The sequence below is a fragment of the Chryseobacterium daecheongense genome (assembly GCA_027920525.1).
Classification (GTDB): Bacteria; Bacteroidota; Bacteroidia; order Flavobacteriales; family Weeksellaceae; genus Chryseobacterium; species Chryseobacterium proteolyticum.
Genome location: CP115858.1, coordinates 1,903,008 through 1,925,137, shown reverse-complemented (window position 1 = coordinate 1,925,137; position 22,130 = coordinate 1,903,008). Strand labels below are relative to the sequence as shown.

The 22,130-nt window shown below is 36.5% G+C and carries 18 protein-coding genes; 8 read left to right on the top strand and 10 right to left on the bottom strand.

The features are described 5' to 3' along the window. Positions 1-96: 96 nt before the first annotated feature. The 3 genes from PFY10_08420 to PFY10_08410 form a co-directional block, all read right to left on the bottom strand. On the bottom strand, positions 97-2,868 hold the full coding sequence (locus PFY10_08420; protein ID WBV58472.1) for an outer membrane beta-barrel protein: 2,772 nt from the start codon (positions 2,866-2,868) through the stop codon (positions 97-99). 75 nt (positions 2,869-2,943) lie between these two features. Beyond that, positions 2,944-3,363 (bottom strand): SH3 domain-containing protein, encoded by a 420-nt coding sequence (locus PFY10_08415; protein ID WBV58471.1) that lies wholly within the window; start codon positions 3,361-3,363, stop codon positions 2,944-2,946. 6 nt (positions 3,364-3,369) lie between these two features. Beyond that, complete coding sequence (locus PFY10_08410) at positions 3,370-3,852, bottom strand: BON domain-containing protein (protein WBV58470.1); 483 nt, start codon at positions 3,850-3,852, stop codon at positions 3,370-3,372. Positions 3,853-4,052: 200 nt separating this feature from the next. On the opposite strand from PFY10_08410, the gene PFY10_08405 reads away from it, so the two are divergent. Both PFY10_08405 and PFY10_08400 read left to right on the top strand, forming a co-directional pair. Further along, positions 4,053-5,303 (top strand): cation:dicarboxylase symporter family transporter, encoded by a 1,251-nt coding sequence (locus tag PFY10_08405; GenBank protein ID WBV58469.1) that lies wholly within the window; start codon positions 4,053-4,055, stop codon positions 5,301-5,303. Between the two features lie 15 nt (positions 5,304-5,318). Next, positions 5,319-6,068 carry a phytanoyl-CoA dioxygenase family protein gene (locus PFY10_08400; GenBank protein WBV58468.1) on the top strand — a complete coding sequence of 250 codons (750 nt, stop codon included), beginning with the start codon at positions 5,319-5,321 and terminating at the stop codon, positions 6,066-6,068. A 90-nt stretch (positions 6,069-6,158) separates the two neighbouring features. Here the strand turns inward: PFY10_08400 and PFY10_08395 are convergent, their stop codons facing one another. Then, complete coding sequence (locus PFY10_08395; GenBank protein ID WBV58467.1) at positions 6,159-8,960, bottom strand: GH92 family glycosyl hydrolase; 2,802 nt, start codon at positions 8,958-8,960, stop codon at positions 6,159-6,161. A gap of 67 nt (positions 8,961-9,027) precedes the next feature. Continuing rightward, complete coding sequence (locus PFY10_08390; GenBank protein WBV58466.1) at positions 9,028-9,489, bottom strand: hypothetical protein; 462 nt, start codon at positions 9,487-9,489, stop codon at positions 9,028-9,030. Between the two features lie 157 nt (positions 9,490-9,646). On the opposite strand from PFY10_08390, the gene PFY10_08385 reads away from it, so the two are divergent. From PFY10_08385 to PFY10_08360, 6 genes are all read left to right on the top strand, one after another. Next, positions 9,647-10,756: an Mrp/NBP35 family ATP-binding protein gene (locus PFY10_08385; protein WBV58465.1), complete on the top strand. Its 1,110-nt coding sequence runs from the start codon at positions 9,647-9,649 to the stop codon at positions 10,754-10,756. A 45-nt stretch (positions 10,757-10,801) separates the two neighbouring features. After that, positions 10,802-11,050, top strand: coding sequence for a NifU family protein (locus PFY10_08380; GenBank protein ID WBV58464.1), 249 nt, complete (start codon positions 10,802-10,804; stop codon positions 11,048-11,050). A 114-nt stretch (positions 11,051-11,164) separates the two neighbouring features. Further along, positions 11,165-11,734, top strand: a complete 570-nt coding sequence (locus PFY10_08375; GenBank protein ID WBV58463.1) for a serine protease — start codon at positions 11,165-11,167, stop codon at positions 11,732-11,734. Between the two features lie 20 nt (positions 11,735-11,754). Then, a complete protein-coding gene (locus tag PFY10_08370; GenBank protein ID WBV58462.1) occupies positions 11,755-13,338 on the top strand; it encodes an SPFH domain-containing protein in 1,584 nt (527 codons plus the stop codon). Positions 13,339-13,807: 469 nt separating this feature from the next. Further along, the gene (locus PFY10_08365; protein ID WBV58461.1) at positions 13,808-14,050 is read left to right on the top strand and encodes a hypothetical protein; all 243 of its coding nucleotides are present in this window, start codon (positions 13,808-13,810) and stop codon (positions 14,048-14,050) included. A 5-nt stretch (positions 14,051-14,055) separates the two neighbouring features. Continuing rightward, positions 14,056-14,670, top strand: coding sequence for a response regulator transcription factor (locus PFY10_08360; protein ID WBV58460.1), 615 nt, complete (start codon positions 14,056-14,058; stop codon positions 14,668-14,670). Between the two features lie 51 nt (positions 14,671-14,721). Here the strand turns inward: PFY10_08360 and PFY10_08355 are convergent, their stop codons facing one another. The 5 genes from PFY10_08355 to ppk1 form a co-directional block, all read right to left on the bottom strand. Next, on the bottom strand, positions 14,722-17,763 hold the full coding sequence (locus PFY10_08355; GenBank protein ID WBV58459.1) for a choice-of-anchor I family protein: 3,042 nt from the start codon (positions 17,761-17,763) through the stop codon (positions 14,722-14,724). 104 nt (positions 17,764-17,867) lie between these two features. Beyond that, on the bottom strand, positions 17,868-18,029 hold the full coding sequence (locus PFY10_08350; GenBank protein ID WBV58458.1) for a hypothetical protein: 162 nt from the start codon (positions 18,027-18,029) through the stop codon (positions 17,868-17,870). Next, positions 18,026-18,685, bottom strand: coding sequence for an NAD-dependent epimerase/dehydratase family protein (locus PFY10_08345; GenBank protein ID WBV58457.1), 660 nt, complete (start codon positions 18,683-18,685; stop codon positions 18,026-18,028). The genes PFY10_08350 and PFY10_08345 overlap by 4 nt, the downstream gene beginning before the upstream one ends. 368 nt (positions 18,686-19,053) lie before the next feature. After that, the gene (locus tag PFY10_08340) at positions 19,054-19,938 is read right to left on the bottom strand and encodes an exopolyphosphatase (protein ID WBV58456.1); all 885 of its coding nucleotides are present in this window, start codon (positions 19,936-19,938) and stop codon (positions 19,054-19,056) included. Further along, complete coding sequence (gene ppk1 / locus PFY10_08335; protein WBV58455.1) at positions 19,935-22,007, bottom strand: polyphosphate kinase 1; 2,073 nt, start codon at positions 22,005-22,007, stop codon at positions 19,935-19,937. The genes PFY10_08340 and ppk1 overlap by 4 nt, the downstream gene beginning before the upstream one ends. Positions 22,008-22,130 lie beyond the last annotated feature (123 nt).

Sequence of the window (22,130 nt, the reverse complement as noted above, 5' to 3'; positions counted from 1 at the left end):
AAAACGCGTTTACCACGATAAATATTACCCATTACTGCCAAATAATAAAAAAGGCCGAATCAATTCGGCCTTTTTTTATATATTATCGTCCTATGGTTACTGATTACGCATCTTTTTTCCTGCAAACTTATTCAGCTTCATGCTTAAGGAGAACATAACATAACGTTTCAGGATAAGGTCATCCCGATCCTCAAAATATGAATTGGTAATGGTTCTTCTTACGCTCTGATTTTGATTCAAAACATCATATACTTTAATTTTTGCAGTAAGCTGTTTCTTGAAAAAAGAGTATCCGAAGCTTGTATTCCAGAAATAAAAATCGCGTTTGAATCCCTGAGCAATATTAGAATTTGTATTGTACTCAAAATCATTTCCAAAAACAAGATTGCTTTTAAAAAGATAATTGGTTAATTGGAGTTTTAATACCTGATTGGTGGTTTGAACTTTTTCAATACTATAATTGGTGTAGTTAGAAAAGTTGTATCCGATTGAGTAGGAGGGCTTTATGGTGAGCTTGTCTTTAACTTCATAAGTAAGATTTAATCCGGGATTAATACTGTATGACCCGCTGCTGAATTGTTGGCTATTGATAAAACCTCTGTTATAGCTGTAACTCGTATTAATTCTTGGATTAATCACAAGCTTATTTTCCTTCCATTTAAAACTTTTACTGAATCCACCACCAAGGTTGATATTTTTATTACCACTTATGTTGGCATACGTAACAAACTGTTTTCCCGAATTATCATAATAGGAATAATTGGTAACATCATTATTTCCGTAGGTAAATCCAATATTCACATAATAATTGATATCTTTTACCATATTATAATTACTGAAGTAAAGATAGGTTCTGTTGGTCCAGGTATTTTTAAGATCCGGATTTCCCTTGTAGGTAATTAAAGGATTGGAAAGGTCTTCATAAGGAGTTAGCTGCTCAGCACTTGGAATATTAAAGTCAGCATAATTGTAGAGGCTTAACCTTTTATTCTGGGAAAATTGATATTGCAGGTTAAGATTATAGCTGGGAAGGATAAAGCTCTTCTGAAGGTTATATTGTTGATCATTAAAAACAGAGTTCACTTTCATATCGGAAATCTGAAGATTCACTGAAGACCAGATGTTGATTTTGTTTTTATTGAGCTCAAAACTCAACTCCGGGGAAAGCTGATTAATTTTTTGATCCATGCTGTTTGAAAGAACAGAGTTGTATTTTGAGTACTGCCCGGTATTGGCATCAAAGTCATTAACGTTTCTCTCAGCTCCGGAGATCTTTGCTTCATAATTTAAATTAAGGCTTACGGTAGCAGAATCCGAAAGAGGTTCCGTATATCCTGTACTAAAACGGTAATTGCTGTTTTGTGTTTTATTTTTAGCGAGCTGGTTTCTGTCATCATTAGTCCCGTTGTTCTGATAAAATACAGTCCTGGACTGGTTTAAATTATTACTTTTAGATTCCGAAATATTGCTGTTGATGTTGGCGTATACAACGCGCCCTTTTTTTCTGAACTTTCTCGAAAAATAGATATTCGGATTGAATGAATTGCTCTCAGAATCTGTACTTGTGTAAGCATCACTTTCGTTGAGAAGGGTATTATCCCTGAAAGTGGATGATTTTGAATTATTAAAATTAGATCCTTCGCTTCTGGAAAATGAAGGTGAAATGTAAATACTGGTTAACGAATCTAATTTAATCCGTGCAGCAGTATCAAAATTATATTGTCTGTTTTCGCTTTCTCCACTGCTTTCGGAGTTGGTTTTTAAGGTATAATCCGGAAGTAAGGTTGTTCTTGAAACTTTAGATCGTGTTTTCAGATTATTATTCGAATGCATGAAGCTCATCGTCTCAAGGTCTGCATCTTTTCCCAATTTATCACTATAATTAAATCCTATCGTTGTAGACCTCTGGATTCCTCTGGTGTTGCCTCCTCCCTGGGAATAATACGTATTGCCTCCTACCGTCATTACGCTTCCTCCCTGCATCATCCAGGAATTTCTTCCACGTCCCATGCTGTCAAAGACCTCATCATTAGAAAAGCCCTGGGAATTAATATTATTGGATGAAGCCAGCAGGCTTATTTTCGTGTCCTTTTTAAAGTAGCTTATAAGGCCGCTTCCTTCATAACGTTTATCAGAACCATAGCCCAGAGTTAACCTGGAAATAAGTCCTTTGTTTTTCTTTTCGTCAATATTGAAGTTGATGGTTGTATTGTTTGATTTTGCCGTTTTTCCATTGAGCTCTTCCTCTTTGGTTTTAGTAGTCGTAAACTGAATATTTTTTATGATATCTGCCGGGAGATTCTGTAATGCAATTTTGCCGTCTTTATCGAAAAAAGGTTTTCCGTTGATCATGATCTGATCCACATCTTTACCGTTTACTGTAATTTTTCCTTCGTTACTGATTTCAACTCCGGGAATCTGTTTAAGCAGTTCCTCGATTTTACTATCAGGCCGTACTTTGATCGAGGATGCATTAAATTCGATAGTGTCTTTTTTAATTTTTACCGGAGAAACAGTAAGCTTCACCTCTTCAATATTAAAAACAGAATTTTTTTCCAGTTCAATAGAGCCTAATGAGAGCGATTGATTTATTTTCTCTATATTTTTAGAATAGGATACTAATTTTTCAGCATCAATTTTCAGAACGGTAGGTTCATTGGACGGATCCGTTTTTAAAGAAAATTTACCTTCTTTATTAGTGGGGGTATAATTGATAATGGAAGAATCTTTTTGTTTGAGAAGATAAACGGTGGCGTTTTCTACAGGCTTTTTTTCAAAATCCATCACTTTTCCATCGATGGCGAGTTTTTGACCGTTTAAGATCGCAGTATTGATCAAAATAATCAATACCAGCAAAATTTTCTTCATTTATTACTTTTTCGACTCAAAAGTAAAAAAAATCCCTGAAAGAAATTTCAGGGATTCAATATTTATTGTCATGAATTAAGCTCTCAAATATCTTGAATAAGCATATCCTTCTTGTCCGTCGGCAGTTTTTACTTTCCACCAATCGTCTGAAGTCTGTTCAATTAAAGTTACAGAAGAACCTTTAGAAGCTTTTCCTACAACAGCAGCTTCCGTAGAAGGCTCTTGTCTGATGTTCAGGTTTGAATCTTCAGTAGCCACTGTAAGCGCTGCTCCTGATGCAAGACCTGCAACCTGTACATCTACATTAATATCGGAAGCGGAGTAAGTAGAATCGATAGTCCCCAAAGCATTCCACACAGCATCTTTTGCTGCAGTATTGGAAGCTGCTCCTGAGATGTATAAAATTCCATCCTGTTCCTGAACCTGAAGGTTTGAAATTCCTGCAGACTGAGCTGCTGAAATTACACTTGAATATTTATCTTGTAATGTGCTCATTTTAAATTATTTTACAGTGTAGTTATAATTTACTTTTCCTGCTTTCAAAGCATCCACAGATTGCTTGATTTTTCTAGCCTGTTCTTTAGAAACGTTTCCAGTAAGCGTTAATTCACCGTTTACAACTTCTACTTTCACAGAAGGGAAATCTTTTACAGCATCCTGAACTTTTTTCTGAACTGCCGGATCTACTGCAGATTGCGTTTCAACCGGAGGAGTTGCAGGAGCAATAGTCGCCATATCCATAACGTCTTTTACACCATTTACTGCTTTTAGTTGTTTGATCATTGCATCTTTAGAAGCCTGATCAGGAAATGTTCCACTTAGGTGGGCTACACCATCTTTTACTTCAACGGAAGCACTTGGGTTGGACGTTACAATCGTGGTAGCTTGAGTCTGAAGATCAGCATCAGAAACTTTCTTTTTACAAGAAATAGCACCGAACGATACTGCCAGAGCTAAGGCAGCCATTGCAATAGTTTTTTTCATAGTTGTATATTTAATTTAATGTATTGATACTATAAATGTAACAATAAAATTTATACCAAATGATTAAAAATTGACTAAATGTTTCTTAATTTTTTTACAAAGTTTTTAAAACCAGTATTTTAATTTTAACTATGTCCAATTTAATAAGTAATAGCACACAATTTAAAAACTATTATATTTGCGCAAGTTGAATTATTTATATGAAAGGACAAAATAAGCTGTTTATAGCGATTATTATTGCACTTATCTTGGGTGTAGGAATTGGAGGAATTGTTCACGTACAGTATCCGGAAAGTGCAGAACCTTTTTCTAAAAATATTAAATTACTCGGAACTATTTTCATCAGGCTGGTACAGATGATCATTGCTCCATTGGTATTTACCACTCTTGTAGTGGGAATTGCCAAGATGAGCGATATCAAAATGATAGGCAGAGTAGGAACAAAAGCAATGTTATGGTTTATCTCTGCATCGCTGATGTCTCTTTTTATCGGGTTGATGTTGGTAAACTGGCTTGAACCCGGGCATGTTACCAAACTTCCGATTCAGGATGCTGCTTCAGCCGAAGAGCTTTTAAAAAGCAGTAAAGGATTTACTCTGGAAGATTTCGTAAAGCACGTTATCCCGAAAAGTTTATTTGAGGCTTTTGCAACCAATGAGGTATTGCAGATCGTAGTATTTTCGATTATGTTTGGTGTTGCACTGGCTAATCTGGGTGAAGAATATGCAAAACCTGTTATAAAGCTATTTGATATTGTGGCCCATGCCATTTTGAAAATGGTAGGATATATTATGTGGTTTGCACCATTGGGTGTACTTGGTGCTATTGCTGCTGTGGTAGCGGTGAATGGCTTTGAAATTTTTAAAGTATATGCAGTTTATCTCAGAGATTTCTTCTTTGCTTTAGGTGTTCTTTGGCTGGTGCTGCTATTGGTCGGATATCTGATTTTAGGGAATCGTTTGTTTGAGTTATTAAAAAGAATTAAAGCTCCTTTGCTTATTGCTTTTTCTACAACAAGTTCTGAGGCTGTTTTTCCAAAGTTGGTTGAAGAACTGGAAAAATTTGGTTGTAACAGCAGGGTAGTGTCTTTCATCTTACCTTTGGGATATTCATTCAATTTGGATGGAAGTATGATGTATATGACGTTTGCTTCAATATTTATTGCTCAGATCTATGGAATTGAGATGACCCTGGGGCAGCAGATCACGATGCTTTTGGTTTTAATGCTTACCTCTAAAGGAATTGCAGGTGTACCGAGAGCTTCACTGGTAATTATTGTGGCAACTTGTTCCATGTTCGGAATTCCACCGGAGGGAATTGCTTTGATTTTACCTATTGACCATTTCTGTGACATGGGAAGAAGTATGACAAATGTATTAGGAAATGCTTTAGCTACGTCCGCAGTATCCAAATGGGAGGGACAGCTTGAAAATCCTGCTGTAGAAGCGTAACTGATTCTGATTCAGATGAGCGGATTTCATTTACAGACTTTGAAAGGTGAGGTTGTTAAAAACGGATTTGCTGTTATTAACAATGTTTTCTCGGATGAAGAAGTTGAGGCTATAACCAACGTTATTGAAAATATAGATACATCCCGGGAAACATTCAGAAAATCAGAGGATCTGTTTGCAATAAGGCAGTTTTTAAAAGAAATTCCTCAAATTGTAACACCTGTTTTCAACGAAAAGGTCAAAGAAATCATCAGAGAAATTTTCGGAGATCATTATTTTGTTGTAAAAAGCATTTATTTTGATAAGCCCGAAAAATCCAATTGGTATGTTGCTTACCATCAGGATCTGACCATTTCAGTTGATAAAAAACTGGAATTGCCTGATTTTGGTCCGTGGACCACAAAGCAAAATCAATTTGCTGTTCAACCGCCGTTGAATATTCTTGAAAATATCTATACCATCAGAATTCATCTGGATGATACTGACGAAGAGAATGGAGCTTTAAAAGTTGTTACCGGATCTCATGCTAAAGGCATTTACCGACCAGAGACCATTAACTGGAATTTTGAAACGGAAAAAATCTGCAAAGTTTCCAAAGGTGGAATTATGATTATGAAGCCACTTATACTTCATGGCTCAAACAGGACAACGAACGGAAGAAAAAGACGTGTAATCCATATTGAATTCTCTGATAGAGAACTGCCATATGAGTTACAATGGTCAGAAAGATTGTCATTAAATGGAGCTTTAAATCATATTAAATAAAAATATGACGAATTGAAGATTCTCCTATGATCTAAATAAAAAACCTCTTTCAACTTGAAAGAGGTTTTTTATTTATAATTTATAATACAGCTATTGAGCGGAAATTTCGTCTATAAAGATGTAAGAATCACCGCCGGCTCCCTGGTGCCACTCCGGAAGTTTACCAAAATGATAAGCTTTTATTTTAATATACCGGGCCTCTGTAGGCAGAATATCTGCAGTAAAATCTTTGATCTGAACTTTCTCATCTTTAGAATCCACAGTATTATCAACGGTTTTCAATAGTATAAAATCTTTTCCGTTCATTGAAGCATAGTATTCTACCTTTTTAGGCATTAAAATCCATGCCCTGCTATCCTGAAGATAGGTTGAAGACAGTCGGGTAAGCTGTTGCGGAGATATAAAATCAAGAATAGCTTCAAAAGTTTGCCCCTGATAGCCTTGCCATTCTCCCTTTCTCCAGTTTTCAGTACCATTGATGCCATCAATAAGAGCGAGTTTGCCTCCTGCTGTGTATTGAGGATTCACCTTTGAGTTTACAGTAATATCCCAATGATTAGGCCTTCTGTTAAAATTAGCAGTGGTAACTGAGCTTTTTTCTCCGTTTCTTTGAGCATATGCAGAAACCTGGGTGGTTTTATTAATGGTAAACGGACCTTTGTACGTGGAGAAAGTTTTTCTTACATTTTTATCATTTTCGTCTATGGTCATGTAATAAACCTTGTCTTTTGGGTTGAGGGGAGTGATCTGTACTTTAGTAGAAAAATCAAAAAGCCTGTCAGCTACAATCACAGGAGATGCGGTTTGTTCATTGTATTTAAAATCTTTTATGGATTTTACATTTTCAAATCCCAGTTTCTTGAGCTCCTCTTTGCCTGTGTTTTTTGTAATCGTTCTGGTAGTGCCGTCTTCAAGGTGAAGCTTAATTTCATCAAAATAAGGGGTAACGGTTTCCCATTCCGGCTTACCCGGAGTTACAGAATAAATACCCATGGAACTTAAAACATACCATGCACTCATCTGTCCGCAATCTTCATTTCCGATCAATCCATCCGGAGTGTTTTGATAAAAATGATCGAGTATGTATCTGATCTTCTCGTCTGCTTTTTGTGGTTTATCCACAAAATTATACAGATAAGCAATATGATGGCTTGGTTCATTGCCTTGCGCATACTGTCCTATAAGACCTGTGATATCAGCTTGTTCCCTGCCCGTTGTTGTGCTAGGGGTGGTGAAAATGGCATCGATGAACTGTTCGAATTTTTCTTTTCCTCCATGGGCATCAATTAAGCCCGGAATATCCTGGGGAACAAAATAAGAATAATGCCATGAGTTCCCTTCCGTGTAATTGTTGTTTACCTCTCTTGGATCAAAAGGTTGATACCAGTTCCCGTTTTTTCTGGCCTGCATAAAGCCGTTTTCAGGATTGTAGAGGCTTTTCCAGTTCTGGGAACGGTTCATGAAATACCGGTAGTCTTCTTTTTTGTTTAAAATTTTAACCATTTGTGCAATACACCAATCGTCATATGCATATTCCAGCGTTTTGGAAACGCTCTCATGTTCATCATCTACACTGATATAATTGTTTTGCTTGTAAGCATTCAGTCCAAAAATATCCAGTATTGCAGAATTTTTAGAAGCTTCATACGCTTTTTCGTAATCGAAACCCTTGATTCCTTTGGTCATGGCGTCTGCGATTACAGAAACTGCATGATAACCGATCATACATTCTGTTTCGTTAGAGGCAAGCTCCCATACCGGCAATTTTCCACCTTGCTCGTACTGTCTGATGAAGGTATTAATAAAATCCGCAGTTCGTTTTCTGTCAATTAAGGTCATGAGCGGATGTGCAGCCCTGAAAGTATCCCATAGAGAAAAAACAGAATAGTAATCGAATCCGTTTGCCGTATAGAACTTATTATCACGACCCCTGTATTTCCCATCAACATCCATATAAATATTAGGCTGCGTAAAAACATGATATAAAGCGGTGTAAAAAATACTCAGCTTATTAGTGTCGTCTGATTTTACCTCAATCTTGGAAAGTTCCTTGTTCCAATCATTGTCAGCTTGTTTTCTTATGTTTTCAAAATCATTCGACTGACCTTCTGCCAGCATGTTTTTTCCTGCACCTTCATAGCCTGTTGGAGATAAAGCGACCTTTACGCTGATCTTCTCTCCCTTTTTAACAGGAGCCGAAAATGCTAAAGCCACCTTTGTTCCGGTATACATATTATTTTCCTGCTTTCCGTTAGCTTCTTTCTTCGTCAGTTTTAATGGCTTGGAAAATTCAATCCGGGCATAAATATATTGGTTTGTGGCCCAGGCCTCACTTCTTCTGAAGACCTCAATCGTTCTATCATCAATAATTTTCACCTCTCCTTCCAGAAGTTTATCCCTGTGATTAAGGTCAAGTATGATATTGGCATTTCCACTGTTGTTGAAAGTATATTCATGATATCCTACTCTTTTGGTTGTTGTTAAACGGACATCAATATTGTTTTTATCCAATTTTACAGAATAGAATCCGGCAGAAGCAGTTTCATTTTTATGGGAAAATTTTGAAGAATAGTCTTTGTTGTCCAGGCTTGGATTTCCCATGGTAGGCATTAGCATAATATCACCATAGTCTGAAACTCCCGTACCATTGAGGTGGGTATGGGAAAACCCATAAATGACCGAATCGGAATAATGATAACCACTGCACCCGTCCCAGCTGCCATCTATCCTGGTGTCAGGTGAAAGCTGGACCATTCCGAAAGGAACAATCGCTCCCGGAAAGGTGTGGCCATGACCTCCGGTTCCTATGAAAGGATTAACATACCGGGAATAATTCTGGGAATAAATAACCTGAGCAATAAATAAAGAAACTACTATGAAACCTTTTCTCATATCATAATTTTATGACGGTGAATATATTGAAAAATAGAAGAACTAAGGGTATGAAATGATTGCAGCCCTATACTTCTCCTTCAAAAAAATCATCCAGATACTGCTGTCTGTTGTTTTCCTGTTTGTCAGTTCCCAGAAACTTTTTCCAGGCTCTGGATTCATGGTATACAATTCCCATTTCCCAGACACAGTAGGTAGGAATGTGATTGTTATTTCTTTCCCAGGTTTCGAATTTTCCGGTTCCGTCATAATATACACTTTCCCACAATTCGTTTTCACTTCTCCAGGTACAAACCAGAAGTAAATAATTGCTGCCACATCTGTGGAGAATTACAAAACCAAGATCTTCAATGTCCTGAAAATGTTCAGTTGCATTTTCGATGCATGTTTTTGCATGGCTGATATCTTCAGAAGAAATGTCATTTGTATTTTCAGCTAAGTTATACCATTTGAATCTTGTTTTCCCCACGTTAAAAATACCATTGAATGTAGCAAATTTAGAGGGATAAGATTTAGGATTGGTGTTCATTTTTATAGAGTTTAAAAGTTTATTTCCTGAAAAGGGAAACCGGAAAAGTTGATTGATATATTTTTAGTGATGCGATTTATCACCTTGAGTTATAGATTTTATTCATTCTAAATTATAGAAAAAATCCGTAAATTTGTAAACAATTTATAGCAATTTTATGTTGACGAAAGAAAAGGTTCAAGATTTCCTTAAAGAAATAGAAGTAGATGATTTAGTTAATAATCTTCAGATTGTAGGAAATGATGTATATATAGATATGACGGCGCATTCACCGGCAATGCATGAAAAGAAAAAATTAGAGGCTGCAATGAAGCAGGCTTTTGCCAGTGAGTTTGGAGAAGATATCCATTTAAAGCTTAAAATAGTTTCTCCTGAGCCAAGTGAAATTCAGCAAAGCCAGATCAAAGGAAAGCAGATTCCGGGAATTCAGAATATTATCGCAATTGCTTCCGGTAAAGGAGGTGTTGGAAAATCTACCGTAGCTGCAAATATGGCAGTTACTTTAGCTAAAATGGGCTTTAAAGTGGGTCTATTGGATGCAGATATTTACGGACCATCTGTCCCTACCATGTTTGATACGGAAGGACAAAAGCCGATTTCTGTAGAGGTTAACGGAAAAAATCTAATGAAGCCTGTAGAGAACTATGGTGTGAAAATGCTTTCAATCGGATATTTCTCGGGAGCTAATCAGGCAGTAGTTTGGAGAGGTCCAATGGCTTCTAAAGCTCTGAACCAAATGATTAGAGATGCGAATTGGGGAGAGCTGGACTTTTTATTGATCGACTTACCTCCGGGTACAGGAGATATTCACTTATCAATTATTCAGGAAGTGCCTGTTACAGGAGCTGTGATTGTAAGTACACCTCAACATGTTGCATTGGCAGACGTAAGAAAAGGTATTGCCATGTTCCAGATGGAAAGTATTAATATTCCGGTTCTTGGATTAATCGAAAATATGGCGTACTTTACACCTGAAGAATTACCTGATAATAAATATTATATTTTTGGAAACCAGGGAGCACAATATTTAGCTGATGATCTTGGAATTCCGGTACTGGGAGAAATTCCTCTGATCCAGAGTATAAGAGAGGCAGGAGATGTCGGAAGGCCGGCAGCATTGCAGGAAAATTCCAAAATCGCAGATATTTATACGGAAACAGCACGTAACATGGTAGAAAGTCTTGTAGAAAGGAATAAAAACCTTCCACCTACTGAAGCTGTAAAGATCACAACTATGGCAGGATGCTCTCCAAAGGCAAAAAAATAATATTCAAATTAAATTTTGAAAAAAAACCGAATTGAACTGAAAAATATGGAAACAAACGTAGCACACGAAGATACTGTAACAAGAGTAATGGAGGCTTTAGAAAGTATCCGTCCGTTTTTGAATAAAGACGGAGGTGATATTGAGCTTATTGATGTGAAAGATAACTCGGTTTATGTAAAACTTTTAGGAAACTGTTCCGGATGTTCTTTGAACTTTTCAACACTTAAACTGGGTGTAGAAAATACAATAAAGCAGCACGCTCCGGAGATCGAAAAGGTAATAAGCGTAGAGTAACATCAATTAAGATGTAAAGATAACGAAGACAGGTTTTTATAGCCTGTCTTTTTTATTATGGTCCTTTTCCGAATCATATGGTGGTTTTTGTTATATTTGTTAAAACACATCAATATGTTTGGATTTATAGAAAATTTAGAACCTCTGAATCAAGGCTTTTGGTATATCGCTTTGGGTGCCAGTTTAATATTTTTAATTCAGACAATCCTTACTTTTATCGGAGGTGACCATACTGGGGCTGTTCATACAGATTTCAGTGGTGATGCACCGCATGGTGACAGTCCTTTCCAACTGTTTTCCTTCAGGAATCTGGTTAATTTCCTTTTAGGATTCGGATGGGGTGGAGTGGCCTTTTATGATTCCATAGGAAGCAAAGCACTGTTGTTTCTTGTAGCTATTCTTATCGGAACAGGTTTTCTTTTCCTTTTCTTTATTCTTATTCTACAGATTTTAAAATTAACAGAAGACAATACCTTTAAAATGGAAGATCTTATCGGAAGAACGGGTGAGGTGTATATCACGATTCCTCCAAAGATGAGTGGAATGGGAAAGATACAGATCTCCTTAAAAGGAACAAACCACGAGCTTCAGGCGATGACGGAAGCTGAAGAAAGCATTCCGTCGAGTCATTCTGTAAGAGTGATATACATTTATGACAAGATCCTTGTTGTTTCGAAAGTTTAATTAAAATTATAAAACGATATATGGAAATTCCCGGAACCCTTATTTTAACAGTTGTAATAGTCGTCGTACTATTTGTCACATTTTTAGCCCTTATTTCGCGATACAAAAGATGTCCTTCAGATAAAATTTTAGTGATCTACGGTAAAACAGGCGGAAGCTCTGCAAAGTGTATTCATGGAGGGGGAGCTTTTGTATGGCCGGTTATCCAGGATTTTGCTTATCTGGATCTGAAACCAATTTCCATTGAAGCCAATCTTACCAATGCGCTTTCGCGCCAGAATATCCGTGTGGATGTTCCTTGTCGTTTTACGATTGCCATTTCTACAGATCCTGATTCTATGGGAAATGCAGCAGAGCGTTTACTCGGATTATCTCCCGAGCAGATTCAGGAGCTTTCGAAAGATATTTTATTCGGGCAATTGCGTTTGGTTATTGCTACAATGACCATTGAGGAAATTAACTCGGACAGGGATAAATTTCTGGATAATATTTCTAAAAATGTTGATACGGAATTAAAGAAAATAGGCCTGAAGCTAATCAATGTAAACGTTACGGATATCAGGGATGAATCCGGATATATTGAAGCTCTGGGAAAAGAAGCTGCTGCAAAAGCGATCAATGAAGCGATTATCAGTGTAGCGGAACAGACAAAGATCGGTGAAACAGGAAAAGCTCTTGCTGATCGCGAGAAAGATACTCAGATTGCAGAGACACAGAGGGACCGGGATGTTAAGATAGCGATTACTCAAAAAGACAGGGAGATCAGTATTGCGGCCGCAGGAAAAGATGAGGCTATCGGTAAGGCAGAAGCTGCAAAAGAAGCACGTATTGCAACATCTTTGGCTAACTCTATTGCTGTAAAAGGAGAAAATGAAGCAAAAATTACCATCGCAAACTCCGATGCTGAAAGAAGGGAAAGAGAAGCGGAGGCATTAAGAATTGCTACTGCTGCTGAAAAGGTACAAGCGGCGAAATCACTTGAAGAGGCTTATGTGGCTGAACAGAAAGCAGAGGCTGCGAGAGCAGAAAGAGAACGGTCTACACAACAGGCTAATATTGTAGTTCCCGCAGAGATTTCAAAACAGAAAATGATTATCGATGCACAGGCTGAAGCTGAAAAAATAAGATTGCAGGCAAAAGGAGAAGCAGACGCCATATTTGCTAAGATGGAAGCTGAAGCGAAGGGTCTCTATGAGATCCTTACCAAGCAGGCTGAAGGATATGATCAGGTGGTTAAAGCTGCTGGGGGTGATGCTAACAGTGCATTCCAGCTATTGCTATTGGAAAAACTTCCTGAACTGGTAAAAACTCAGGTAGAAGCAGTTAAAAATATCAAGATTGATAAGGTTACTGTTTGGGATAGTGGAAATGGAAAAGATGGAAACAATTCTACGGCTAATTTTGTTTCAGGGATGATGAAAACAGTTCCGCCGTTAAATGATTTGTTCAATATGGCAGGACTTAATTTACCGGACTATTTAAAAGGAAAGCCGGAGGAGGTTCAAAAAGAAATTGTTAAGATCATTGAGAAGAAAGAGAAAAAGAATTTTGATGACATGACTCTTGAAAATGATGGATCAAAAGATGATTCTCCTAAGCCGTAAAAAGGAATTCATATTTGTATATATTTAAAAATTTCCAGTGAATTATTATTTTTAATAAATTATTCACTTAAAATAATGTAATATGTTTAAAGACAGGTTTTTATAGCCCGTCTTTTTTTATTGGTTACACTTATTAAATAAGGTGTATTAAACTAGAATTAATATTAAATTCATATAGAAATAATTCTATGTTTTTGTGAGTTTTATTAATGTTACTTTTGTAAAAAATTTATTTACAACACTATATGAGGTTTGGGCTGCTTCTGTTATGTTTTTTCTTTCCCTGTTTTATATACAAAACTCTTCAATTTGTTTCGGAGCGAGTAGTATCGTTTTACAAAAAAGATGGCAAAGCATTTCAGAAGATAAATCAGGTTTTGTATACCTTATAAAACCCATATTATTTCCAAATATATGATTCTACACTAATTGACAATACAAATAAAAAATGATCACAATAAGGTTTACTATGAAAAAGTCTAAAAACACATGGGGAATCGTCAAAATTGCCAATTTTGGGTATGGATTTTCTAAAGAAATAATAAATCGCTGTATAAATGCGGTGAAAGATCTTTATTACGGAGAAATTTATTTTCAAAAAGATCGTATCGGCCTACATGTTGTATTGCATCTTGCTAAAAATCGGACGAGGAAATGCACTCCAAAAAAATCATATCCATGGTTTCCTTTGGAAGTTATGATCAAAAACTAAGAACTATGAAAAAAATACTCATTGCGGATGACCATTATATTGTGAGAACGGGTACTGCGCTGCTGTTGGAATCGAAACTTCAATATCCCTGTACAATAGATTTTGCTGAAAATTATATTGAGACCAAGGACAAAGTTTCTAAAGAACAATATGATCTGGTGATTCTGGATATTGATATGCCTGACAGCACTTCGAAAACAATGGTAAAGGAATTAAAAGGAAAACAGGAAGATCTTAAAATCATGATCTTTTCTACTTATGATGAAAGTGTAGGCATTCAATATATTGAAGAAGGGGCGGAAGGGTTTCTTAATAAGGGTGCTTCAGAATCTGAAATATTGAGAGGCATTACAGCGATCTTTGAAGAGGGGTATTATTACCCGTCAAAGATGGTCAATAAATTGTTGTCCCACTCTAAAGATGGGCGTACTGTAGAAAAGCTTTCTAAAAGGGAATTCCAGATATTTAAACTTCTGGCTGAAGGAAACGGGAATATAGAAATTGCCAACATTCTCGACCTTAAAATGTCTACGATCAGTACCTATAAAAAGAAAATTTTTGATAAGCTAAAAATTAAAAATGTTGTAGATCTTGTTCGGATCTATGATGATATGCATTAATATAAAAAGCTCAGGAAAATCCTGAGCTTTTTTATCAATCTAATGTATATTCTATTTTACGATAAACCGTTTCAGTATACCCTCTGAAGTTTTAATGAGGTAAACACCTGTAGCAAGTGATGAAGTTTCAATAAGTAAAGAATTTTTCTCTTTTTTCAAAAGTTTTCCTGACATATCGTACAATTCATAACCTTGTGCGCGGTTGAAATATAGAGTATTTCCTTTTGTCACAGGATTAGGGAATACATTAAATGTGGCCTGCTCAGCTTTTACCTCACCCGTTCCCAATGTGGGAGGTGTTACTACTTCATACATCGATAAAGTTCCGCTGATTTCATTTGCAATAACTACATAGCCTTTGCCTGTTGTTGTATTTTGTGGAGCTATGTAAATAATTCCTTCGGGGCCGTTATCACCACCATATGCTGAAGTTGATCTCGAATTTTTGTAATCCGTAAAAGTTACATTATTTGGATCTGTAATATTATAAACCATTACACCACCGGTTCTTTCCAAAGTGATGAAGGCAAAAGTCTGACCGTTTATGGTTCCTAAAGCAACACCTTCTGGTTCCGGACCTTTGGCACGGCTTCTGCTTTTAACTGCATTACTTTCGTTATCTGCGTTAAAGATTAATGGATGGCTGTATGCAACATAACGTTCAAACTGATCTCCACTATCATATACAATCTGTTTTGTATCGGCATTGAAAATGGAAAAAGAACGTGCTCCCATTGCATTAATTTCTTCGTATTCGGCATCTCCGTCTGTATTGCCATTTACATTGGTTACCCTGAATCTTCCCAGGTTGTGAGAAGCTTTTAATATAGATGAATTAGGGAAATTTGTAGAATCTAAAAGATAGCCATTGGCTCCTACAGTTGTTCTTTCGCTGAACCCGGAAAGATCTTTTTCATCACCTTCATTAGCTGTTACGATATAATTGGTATTACCTGCTTTATAGTTTTGTACAGCATCGGGAGTATAAAATGTTTTTACCGGCCAATTGGCAATCAGTACCTCTCCGTTATTATCCGAAGCATCAAAACCGTTTCCGGGTAAACTCATATCTTTTTTGCCTAATCCCCAAATACTCGTTATGGATTTCGTTACCAGATTTACTTCAGCAATCCCATTGTTTTCCTGAAGAGTAACCCATGCCTTTTGGCTGTCTGAGCTTACCGTTATATATTCCGGTTCCAGATCCTGGGCCAGCGTACTCGTTGCCCTTACTTTTCTTAATCCGGTTGCAAAAAGAGAAGATTCCTGGGTGTTGAAATTGGTAAAATTGAGTGTGGTAACCTGACTTTGGATAAGATTGTTTATTCCTCCGGAAATGTCAATGATACTGATGGAGCCTTCAGGATCAACTGTGTAGGCGTCATTAGGTTCTCCTTCATTGGCTGTAATAACCTTTGATCCATCCGGAGTAAAAGTAATCATATCAGGTAAAGCACCTACAGTAACTTGTTTCAGGAAATTTCCGTTAATGTCAAAAAAGATAACAGATCCGTTTTGTTGTGGGTTTACATTTGGAGAAGAAACTGCGATAATTCCGTTTTTAACCGCGATACTAGTGATTCCTCCATAAGAAGCCATATTTACCGTTTTGATAACAACAGGAGCCGTTGGAGTACTGAAATCAATAATATCAAAAACATCGGTCAGTGAACTGATCGTAAACAACCTTTGAGTGGCAGGATCATGAACAACAATTTCTGTAGAACTGTTGTTGTTTCCGGAAGGATCGAAGCTTCCGATATAGTTCAAATGAATTTGATTTGAAGGAACAGGTGCGGCCTTATCATTATCTACGATATAAATTGTGGCTGAATTATCTCCTGTAATAGTTGCACCTACCGGGTTTTCAAGGCTTACTACAAAATATTCTGCCTGCTGTTCTTCGAGTATATCATCAATAATCGGAATATTTACAATATAGCTGGTAGTGGTTGGCGTAATAGTGATTGTTTGATTATTTACTGTAAAATCATTGCTGTCGGCTGTGCTGAAAGGAGCAGGCTTTACAACAAGATTTACTGTAGAGGCGGAAGGATTATTAATATTGATCTTGAAACTTAGGTTACCCGCATTTTCATTTACTTTGATGAAATTTTTATCGAGTGAAATAGTGGTACCTGCCGTAGTGAAAGTAGTAGAAGTAGCTGAAGTAACAGCATTATCACTAAAATCTTCAACGGTATTGGGTTTTAGTGCTAAATAATATGTTTGATTAGGAAGTAGGGGAGTGCCAGGAATAATCGTGATTGCATTGTTACTAAAAGTAGTTGTGAACGGTATCTGTGAGCCCGAAGCATTTGCCACCCTGAATTCAACAAGATTTTGTGCATTGGTATCAGTGATTGCAGCGTTATCAATATGTCTGACATTTTCATTAAACGAAATACTCGGATTTATTGTTGTGGATGTATTATTGGTATTATTAGCCGGAAGATACGTTACTGTAGGTGGAGTAGTATCTGTGGAACCGGTTGCTACAGCATCTACCGTAAAATTATCAAAACGATTATTTCCTGCATTTCCTCCCGATCCCGTAGCAAATTCAACTTTTAATTTAAAATTGGGGTTGTTGGAAACTCCTGCAATATTTGAAAAATCAAAAGTAACTAACTGAGGGACGTCATCCACCGGAGTAACGCTCTGGTAATTAGTAAAAGTATTTCCGTCAAGGGAATATGACCAGATTTGTGTTCCTGCCCCTGAACCAGATCTTCTGGTTGTAAATTTTACCACTACATTATGATATCCGGTAGTAGGCAGGGAAAATTGAAGTCCACCACCAATAGGGTTGTTAAACCTTAAATGGGTTCCGGCAGGATCATTATTCCTGGCATTTAAATTATTGGTGTCGAAATTTTGACCTGATCCTCCTGCAAAATCAATAACACTTGTTCCCCCTGTAATAGCAGCAAGTGAAGAGCCGTTTACCAGCGAGGATGTCGGAGTGGTAATAGAGGCTTGAGAAGCATTGTTATTGAAATTCCAGTAATGGATCAACGATTGTCCGAAAAGACCGCCTTGAAACAGGACAGCAATAGGCAGGAAGCCTCTAAAAAGATAGTTTTTCGTCATTTTTACCTTAAATTTTGATTAATGCAAAAATGAACTTTATACCTTGTAAATATTTTAATGCAATCTTAACAAATGATTAATAATAATGTAGGGGTCTATGCTTATTAGTTTCCAACCTGCTTTTGATTAATGGCTTTTTGCATCCATTGTTTTTCATTGGATGCTTTTTCAAGCGGATGTTTCTGGGTATACAGAAAACCTGAAATTGCTGTCAAAACCAGTAGGATAAAAATAACAAGGATAATTCTTTTTAACATTTCTCTCATATCGCAAGTTTTTTAATGTCTCGAATTTCTAAAACTGATGTTGGGTACCCCTTTTTTACTACATTGACCATAGCTCTTCCTACTTCATGCAATGTTAATGATTGAGACGGGAGTAAAACAGGAAAAAGCCATATAATAGGTTTGAAAAACCATTTGACATGAACCTGACCTTCTACGGGCTTCATAAATCCCGGACGAAAGTTATAGGCAGATCTGAATCCTAACTTCTTTAAAGAATTTTCGGTTCTTCCTTTTACTCTTGCCCACATTGTCTTTCCACTTTCTGTGCTGTCTGTATGGGCTCCGGAAACATAATTAAAAACCATTCCGGGGTTTTGCTTCAAAACAGCATTTGCAAAATGGAGAGTTGTATCATATGTTATTTTTGTATAATCTTCTTCATTCATTCCCACGCTGCTGATCCCTGCACAGAAAAAGCAGGCATCATAACCTTTCAGGTTTTCATCATTTTCAGTGATGCTTAGAAAATCTGGAACGATATACTCTTTTAATTTAGCATGCTTTTTTCCTGACGGTTTCCTGCTTACACTTAAAATTTCTGAAATACCGGGGTTTTCAAGACATTCCATCAGCACGCCTTCTCCTACCATTCCTGTGGCACCTGTTATTATTATTTTAATTGGGTTTGAACTCATGTTACTAAGATTATACTTTTATAACGATTTCGCACTTAAATTTACTTTAAAAAAAATTAACTTTTATAAAAAAAATTAAACATTTGCGTTTGATTAACTTTAAAATAAAAGGTAAATGTGCTCTCTTCCCAGAGGTTACCCATGTTTTCCGAATAATGAAATTTTCAAACATAACCATATTTTAAGTAAATTTTAATAAAAGAACATCGCGAAAATTCTTGTAAAAGGGTGCAGTGTCCTTGACCGATTGTTTTAAATTACCCCAAAAGACGGCCCAAGAAGGCAGATTTAATAAAAATTGGTTTTAAAAATAAAAAAGTCAGATGCGTAGTGGCAAATGACTTTTATTTTTATAATGTGCTATTCATTTATTTCTTTTCTTGTAGCTTACTGTAGATATTATGGATGAGCCCGTCCGCTACGGAAATCTTCGGAACAAAGATTCTGTTGATATCTGCCCATGCCATTACACTATTGAAAATCTTTAATGCGTGGGCCAGCACATCAGCTCTGTCTTCTCTCAGATTATGTTTTGTCATTCTTTCATCGACGCTGAGTTCATCAAATTCTTTATATACCTTTTTAAGATGAGCTAAAGACATTGGTTTTCCGTCTTTGGTTTTACTCATTGAAAACACTTTATTGATGTTTCCTCCAGATCCGATAGCAACAATCGGTTTCTTGCTCATTATATTTTTCTTGACCTCCTGCTTCATCTCATACCAGTTGTCCGGAGTAACAAGATTGTTGAGTAACCGGATGGTTCCAATATTGAAAGATTTTTCATACACCATTTTGTCATTTTCATAGAATGTAAGCTCAGTAGAACCACCGCCAACATCGATATATAAATAGGCGAAGTCTTTATCCAGACCTTCGGCCACATGATTTTCATACACCAGGGTAGCTTCTTCATCTCCTGATATAATTTCAATGTTGATGCCTGAAGTTTTTCTAACCTGTTCAATGATATCTTTTCCATTTACAGCATCGCGCATGGCACTTGTCGCACATGCCCTGTAGTGTTCCACTTTATAAATTTTCATCAGGTCACTGAAAATTTTCATTGAATCGATCACCATTTTTTCCCTTTCAGGTCCTATTTCTCCACGGGTAAAGACATCCATACCCAGTCTTAGAGGAATCCGCAAAAGATTAAGCTTTATAAATTCCGGGTGTTTGCCGTTATCTTTTACTTCATTGATTAAAAGTCTTGCTGCATTACTTCCTATATCTATTGCTGCGATCTTCATTTTGTACTCGTTTTAGCTTTTAAATATTTATAAGTTTCAATTTGAGAACGACATTCCTGCTTGTCATTTCTTACATATTCGTTACTCAGTTTTTTATCCAGAATCCTGGCCTTTACATTATCTCTCAATTGTATATCGAGGATGTCCTTCAGCTCTTTTTTCAGTTCTTTATCTGTTATTTTTACTGCCGCTTCAATTCTGTAATCAAGGTTTCTGGTCATCCAGTCTGCTGATGAAATATACATGTCTTCAGCTCCTTTGTTGTAAAAATACATGACCCTGGCATGTTCCAGATATTCATCAACAATACTTATACCTTTTATTTTTTCTTTAAATTCTTTTTGATTGACAGCGCAATAAATTCCTCTCACAATTGTTTTTATAACCACTCCTGCTAAAGCTGCATCATATAGTTTTGTAATTAAAGCACGGTCACTTACCGAATTAGCTTTAACAATAATTTCTGCTCTTCTCCCTGCTTTTGCTTCTTCGATCTCTTTATCGATATGATGGACGATCTTTTCACGCATGAATTGTGGGCAGACCATTAAACTTTTACAGGTTTTCAGAACAGCAAGGTAATCTTCCTTAGGTTTTTTAAGGACGTTGAAAACTTTATTGATATCTGCCATAATTCCTCTGTCTGCAGTCATTAATAAATGATCTCCATAAATTCTGGCCGTTTTTTCATTGAAATTCCCTGTACTGATAAATCCGTACTGAATGGTTTTGTTGTGGGCTCTTTTCTTGATAACACAAAGCTTAGCATGAACTTTTTTATCCGGAATTCCAACTAAAACGGTAATACCTTCCGGCTCGAGCATTTCTTTCCATTCAAGATTGGATTCCTCATCGAACCGGGCCTGAAGTTCGAGCATTACCGTAACCTCTTTTCCATTTCGTGCAGCATAGATCAATGCATTGATAATTTTCGAACTGCTTGCCAGTCTGTAAGCTGTAATCTGTATTGATTTTACATCAGGATCCATTGCCGCCTCACGAAGAAGATCAATAACCGGATTATATTTATGGTATGGAAAAGTGAGCAACACATCATTTTTCATGATCACATCAGTTACCCTTTCGCCATGTTCAAAAGCCTGATGGCTAAAAGAAGTTCTTTCCACAGGTCTGGCATAAGCTTCAAAAACATCCGGAAAATCCATGAAATGCTTAAAGTTATGAATTTTTCCACCGGGAATAATGCTGTCTTTTTTAGTGAGATTGAGCTTACGGATTAATAATTCCAGTAAAGCTTTATCCATATCTTTATCGAAAACGAATCTTGTCGGTTTTCCTTTTCTTCTGTTCTTAAGCCCTTTTTCTATTTTTTCTGCAAAATTGGTTTTGATGTCATTATCAAGATCCATTTCAGCATCCTTAGTTACTTTAAATGCATTTGCAGCAAATTCGTCATATCCAAAATAAGAAAAAATATGAGGCAGGTTGAAAGTGATAACATCCTCCAGTAACATTACATTTTTTTCCTTTGGATCTTCAGTAGGGAGCAAAACAAACCTTCCCACAAAGCGTGACGGTATTTCGATGATAGCATAATTACTCTGGTATTGCCAGTCTTTTTTTCTCATGGCAACACCCAGATAAAGACTTTTATCTCTTAAGTATGGCATTGATGTGTTTTCATGAAGAAGAATAGGAATGACATTGGATTCTACCACTTCATCAAAATATTTTCTGACAAATTCTTTCTGGAGTACGGTTAAGTTTTTAGCATTCTTGATGAAAATATTCTGATCAGCCATTTCATTCTGGATTTTTTTCCAGGTTTTATCAAAATTCTGCTGTTGTCTGATCACAATTTCATTGATCCTTTGTAAAATTTTCGAAGGTGGCTGGTAGAAGGATTCCGCAATTACTTTCTCCTTAAAATCCATGGCTCGCTTTAATCCGGCAACACGTACTCTGAAAAATTCGTCAAGATTATTGGAAAAAATTCCCAGAAAACGTATTCTTAAATGCAATGGAACATTTTCGTCCATTGCCTCCTGTAAAACCCTCTCATTAAAAGCGAGCCAGGTAATATCCCTCGGATTAAAGTGTATTGACATATTTGTGTGTAAAATTTATCAAAAATAAGGATTAATACATATTGAAAGTGGATAAACAAGATTAAACTTTGATTAAGAATGTAATTGTTTTGATCCCTGAGAATATCACATATTTTACTGTAA